The following is a 4,759-nucleotide window of genomic DNA, read 5'->3' as shown; positions in this document are numbered from 1 at the left end:
GAGTTGGGGAAAAAGAGGGTGTTTGTGCGATCGAGCGCTTCGGCTATTTTTACTTTTTCTTGGCTGTGAAAACGCAAATCATTCCACTGATAAAGGCGTTCTTCTGATTTAGACTCAATTCCTTCGTTGTTTCCATTTTCATCTTGTATCTTTTCATCGCCTAAATCTGATTCTGTCTTATTATCAGGATTGATTACATTGTCTAAATTAGCTGGAGATGAATTGGCTCCGTTTAAGTTGTTTGCAAAGCATAGTATTGAGCCACTTAAGTCTGCTCCACTCAGGTTAATTCCCATTAACTGATTTCGCTGTGAGTTCACTTGATGTCGCCGCAAGTATCCATTTACTACTGATTTCAGATTATTTCTTTTGACATTATCATCAAAAGCTTTTGATAGCAACTTCCATAATTTTCCAGCAATGTACTTGATATATTCATCATCATAACTGTAGATTCGAGCAATTTCTTTATAAGACTGTCGTCCTTCCCAACATTGCTTGAAGATTAGCTCTTGCACGTCGTTCAACCGTTTGCCATCTAGAACTGTTTCCACGAGCGCTAGAGCTTCATCAGCAGTCATGGGTCAATTCTCCTTAAAATATTTTTTCTATATTCTAGCACTTGCAGAAGGATCTGATCGCTTTTGATCACTTTTAATACCTTTCGATCGCTGTTCAACCTGAACCATAGGCATTATAGTAGAGAAAAGCTCAACCAAAGCGACATTTATGGATGAAATAGGTGATTTTTTTAATGACTGTACAGCAGCTATCACAGAAATGGTAATTGTTGTTACTGGTGCATTGGGTTTGGTTGACAATACTCTAAATCATCACCCTCCAGAACAACCATGTGAGCGGGCATGGGGTGAAGAATCTGATTTTTTGAGTTGCAGAGAAGAAGATAATTTAAAAGCCTACAATAACATAAAGGATATACAAAGACCAGAGAACAAAAATGACGATAACGGTTCCATTTTTGGCTTATTTGGCGGTGGCGGGAATGATGATGATGAATCTGATTCTGAATACTACACGCCTGCGTCATCTGTAGAGGAATCATCTGGTGGATGGTCAATATTTGGATGGTCTGGATCTACTGAAGATTGTAGGGTCAATACCAGTACCGACTATGACTCCACTACTAGCTATAACTCCTATAACTCCAGTAGTGATTATGACTCCAGTAGTGATTATGGCAGTGACTATGACGGCGGTAGTGACTCCAGTAGTGATTATGGCAGTGACTATGGCGGTGGTTCTGACTCCAGTAGTGATTATAGCAGTGACTATGGCGGTGGTTCTGACTCTGACGGCGGCGATGGAGGTTCTGACTATGGCGGCGGTAGTGACTCTGGTGGCGGTTCTGACTCTGGCGGTGGCGATGGAGGTAGCTGGTGGTAGATTTTCTGCAAAACTTTACTGAATCAACTTTTCCAGTAATTTCTAGCATAGCAGGTAAAACAAATCATGCAAGCTGACTTCTTTAACCAAATTAGAGATGAACTAAATTCCTTCAGCCAAGAGCTAGACTCTAAGACAAGAACTCTACTAGATCAGCGACTGATATCCATAGAAGAACTTGAAAGACTCAAGAAAACTGCTTCTGTTTACACTGAGTATTTAGACCGTGCTTTAAGGGATTCATCACTAGCATCAACTCAAAAGCCACTCATTGAAGCCTATGTTAAAGACTATAAAGTCAGAATGACTCAGGAATTAGAAAAATTCTGGTATCGTTTATACTCTGATACAAATGTAAAGAATGAATTGAGAAAAGCTATTGACCATTTCATGGTACAGTTTGCCCAAGAACACAATCAAGAAAATCTGAAGGCTCTCGCAGAAGAACTAAAAATCATAGAAAATAACCTATGGAATAAGTTTAAAGCCGAACTAAAAAATAGAGGTGAAACTCAAAGATATAAAGTTGCTGAACAAATTTTGGAAGAGCTTTTAGAAAAATTTAATTCAATAACGGTGGGCCATAATTACAAAGTCCTACCTAGCAATGAGATTGTTGAGGAGGAACTTCAACTCCATCTCGAAGATCCACAAATTCCTAGTGAAACAATACATAGAAATGGAGTAAAAACAAAGAAATACGAAGGTAAGAGAGTCATAAATTATTTAGGCTGTTTAGGTCAAAGAATCAGGAGGTCTGTCAGTAGTGTGGTTAACCCTAGCAGAAGCAATCATTAAAATATCGATCGCAGCTATTGTTTGTCATTTCCTGTATCTACTTATTGCAAAAATAGCCATCCAAAAAAGTTCCTTAGATATTCCAGGAGGGTTAATTGCAAAACTTTTAAATGATTGGTTCGATGTTTACCAAAAAACTAATACAGATCGGCAATATAAGCTGATATTGCTTATCCACTTATTTCCAGCCTCTTTGATAACAGTATTGATATGGCAAAGCCTTTTTCAGGCTATTTTGATTCTTAACGGAATTTTATTGTTTTTGATTGTTTTCTCAACTACTACGAGGGATTAGGACATGAAACTTGGTAAAGGCATTGATATACCTGTAGAGGTGCGCGATCGAAGTGGCAATCTTGTTCAAATCGTAGATGCTGGTGAAATTTTTGTAAGTCGGCTTGTAGAAGGCGTTGTGGTATTAGCTGATAATGCTCGTAAAGGAACTGTCAAAGCCATCACTTTTACAGTTAAGGATACATTTACAGTAGTTGAAGTAACACTTCATGAGTGCAATATGAGAGCGCGATTGGATAAGTATGAGATTACTGGTAAAGTTTTCGCCGAGTATATAAATAGAACTGCAACATCTAACTGGACACCTGAAGTCAAACAAAAGGTAATGGCTGCCATGAATCAAGATTTAACAAATCAGTTGGAAAAACTGCTGGGTCAGCCTATTGATTCTAAAATGTTTAAAGATGTCGAATTTTTTAAATCCTAGTTAAGTATATTCAGTTTGAGAATTCATTTGTTTGAATTATTGGAGGTCAACAATAATGTCAGAGCCTAAAGATAATAAGCCTGTTCGGTTGAATAATAACGAACTAACTAATCCTTTACATTCCCCCGCAAGTTCAATTACAAGAACTTTAAGTCAAGTTTACTCAGACGTAGACAAGACTGTTTATGAATTGAATTTGAGAGGGAGAATGGAAAAACTGACAGCTCGAACTCGCATAGAGGCTGATGATAATTCTCCCTACAAGTGGCTACTTTAGATGACCAGTAGGATTTCAACTCATAAATTTACACAGTTCTAAATGTTGAGACGCCATAAAAACTTAACTTGGATTTTTTATAGAAGGGGCTTACTCTGTAGCTTCTTGTGTTTTTTTATTTTCTTCTGTGCGCTATTTTTTTCAGTACAGGCTCAAGATAACCAGACACCTAGCTCTCCTTCTAACTGGGTATTTATGCTTGATACATCAGGCTCAATGGTAGGAGGTCAAGGTAAACAGGGTGATATCGTAATTAAGGGCGAGGACATATTTGAAGAGGTAAGAGCAACTCTCAAATATATCGTTACTAAGTATCCTCAAAAAAACAGTATAGTTAGTATTTATTCATTTAACGAGACAACAAATTTTCAAAAGCAGATCGAAATAGAAACAGAAAATGATCGACAATCATTTTTGCAGACAATTGACAAAATACCTAGACCCAAAGGAAATGAAACAACCTGTTTATATTCAGCAGTAAAAATTGGACATCAGGTGGCTTTCCAGTTAACAAAAACCAACTATTTGGCAACTAATTTAGTTATAATTACAGATGGATTTGACAGCCCAGACAAATGTCCATCATTAAGAAAATCAGGAGAAAATATATCAAACGAGTTGTTCAATAACCTTCGAGAATTTAAGCTGTATAAGGTTAAGAATGATAAGCTTGGACAAGCAAAATATAGCTTGCCTCTCAATCTTAATAAACCGACAACACAACTGCCAGCTAGTTCTACTCCGATACCTAACAAACCTGCGACACAATTACCCAATAGTACATTTCCGGCAGTCTATAGAATAATTGCTCAGCTTCCAGAAGTGGGACTCAAAATTTCCCTACTTTCATTAGCTGTTCACGGTTTGTATTTGTTATTTGTAAAATTATCCCTTAAAAATAGCAGTCAAGACGTGCTAGGAGGTTTGGTTGCTCAAATGTTTAATACTTGGCTAGATGTTACTCAGAAAAGAGCTACACTATTCCAATATAATCTGATGATTTTGATACACATTTTACCCGCATCAATAATAGCTGCTTTTCTGTGGCAGTATATTTCTCTACCCATATTTATTATCAACTTGGCATTAGCAATGCTAATGCTTTTATTTTTTACTATGCGTCACTGAATTAGAAGATTCAAGTTTTTTATAAGTGATCGCACCTTCTCACCCTCACTTTTCTACAACCTTCTCCCATCACCTGCTTTAAAAGTTTTTGAAGTACGCGCGTGCGAAGCTATCCCGTAGGAAATCGCCCTCCAATGCAAATCCCTTCCACTCCATCATACTTTCAAAGATTCTCGCTGCTGCTCCCTACAAGGAACTCCATAAGCAGTATAAGGTCTAACATCAGGCGGTTGAAGCCCCAAAACAATTGATTTAGCCGGAACTCCCGCTGCGACTAACTCTTCTGCAATCAGGCGATCGGTATTATTTGCTTGAATCCACACCTGACAGTCAATAATATCAATATGAATCACGCAATGGTGAATGCGTTGCTCGTTAAACCAACCTATATTGATTAACATATAGCGGTCATTTTCCACATCAAAAATTGT

At 37.6% G+C, this 4,759-nt stretch carries 7 protein-coding genes; 5 read left to right on the top strand and 2 right to left on the bottom strand.

The window, feature by feature from the left end:
• A partial coding sequence (locus QT974_RS31200) for a hypothetical protein (RefSeq protein WP_333472252.1) occupies window positions 1-581 on the bottom strand: 581 nt, incomplete at its 3' end.
• A 148-nt stretch (window positions 582-729) separates the two neighbouring features.
• On the opposite strand from QT974_RS31200, the gene QT974_RS31195 reads away from it, so the two are divergent.
• From QT974_RS31195 to QT974_RS31175, 5 genes are all read left to right on the top strand, one after another.
• On the top strand, window positions 730-1,404 hold the full coding sequence (locus tag QT974_RS31195; protein WP_333472251.1) for a hypothetical protein: 675 nt from the start codon (window positions 730-732) through the stop codon (window positions 1,402-1,404).
• Between the two features lie 66 nt (window positions 1,405-1,470).
• Window positions 1,471-2,202: a hypothetical protein gene (locus QT974_RS31190; protein WP_333472250.1), complete on the top strand. Its 732-nt coding sequence runs from the start codon at window positions 1,471-1,473 to the stop codon at window positions 2,200-2,202.
• Between the two features lie 298 nt (window positions 2,203-2,500).
• The gene (locus QT974_RS31185) at window positions 2,501-2,923 is read left to right on the top strand and encodes a hypothetical protein (protein ID WP_333472249.1); all 423 of its coding nucleotides are present in this window, start codon (window positions 2,501-2,503) and stop codon (window positions 2,921-2,923) included.
• A gap of 55 nt (window positions 2,924-2,978) precedes the next feature.
• Window positions 2,979-3,200 (top strand): hypothetical protein, encoded by a 222-nt coding sequence (locus QT974_RS31180; protein WP_333472248.1) that lies wholly within the window; start codon window positions 2,979-2,981, stop codon window positions 3,198-3,200.
• A 195-nt stretch (window positions 3,201-3,395) separates the two neighbouring features.
• Entirely contained in the window at window positions 3,396-4,328 is a 933-nt protein-coding gene (locus QT974_RS31175) for a vWA domain-containing protein (protein WP_333472247.1), read from the top strand.
• Between the two features lie 155 nt (window positions 4,329-4,483).
• Here the strand turns inward: QT974_RS31175 and QT974_RS31170 are convergent.
• Window positions 4,484-4,759 (bottom strand): XisI protein (locus tag QT974_RS31170; protein ID WP_333472246.1); only part of this gene is annotated, 276 nt, incomplete at its 5' end.

It is taken from the genome of Microcoleus sp. BM001215392 (assembly GCF_036700185.1).
Classification (GTDB): Bacteria; Cyanobacteriota; Cyanobacteriia; order Cyanobacteriales; family Microcoleaceae; genus Microcoleus.
The sequence above is the reverse complement of the archived record's forward strand: the minus strand, read 5'-3'. Positions and strand labels throughout refer to the sequence as shown.

Excerpts from the sequence above, each read along its gene's own strand:
- QT974_RS31185 (WP_333472249.1), top strand. The coding sequence starts at position 2,501 with ATGAAACTTGGTAAAGGCATTGATATACCTGTAGAGGTGCGCGATCGA.
- QT974_RS31175 (WP_333472247.1), top strand. The coding sequence starts at position 3,396 with ATGCTTGATACATCAGGCTCAATGGTAGGAGGTCAAGGTAAACAGGGT.
- QT974_RS31190 (WP_333472250.1), top strand. The coding sequence starts at position 1,471 with ATGCAAGCTGACTTCTTTAACCAAATTAGAGATGAACTAAATTCCTTC.
- QT974_RS31195 (WP_333472251.1), top strand. The coding sequence starts at position 730 with ATGGATGAAATAGGTGATTTTTTTAATGACTGTACAGCAGCTATCACA.
- QT974_RS31180 (WP_333472248.1), top strand. The coding sequence starts at position 2,979 with ATGTCAGAGCCTAAAGATAATAAGCCTGTTCGGTTGAATAATAACGAA.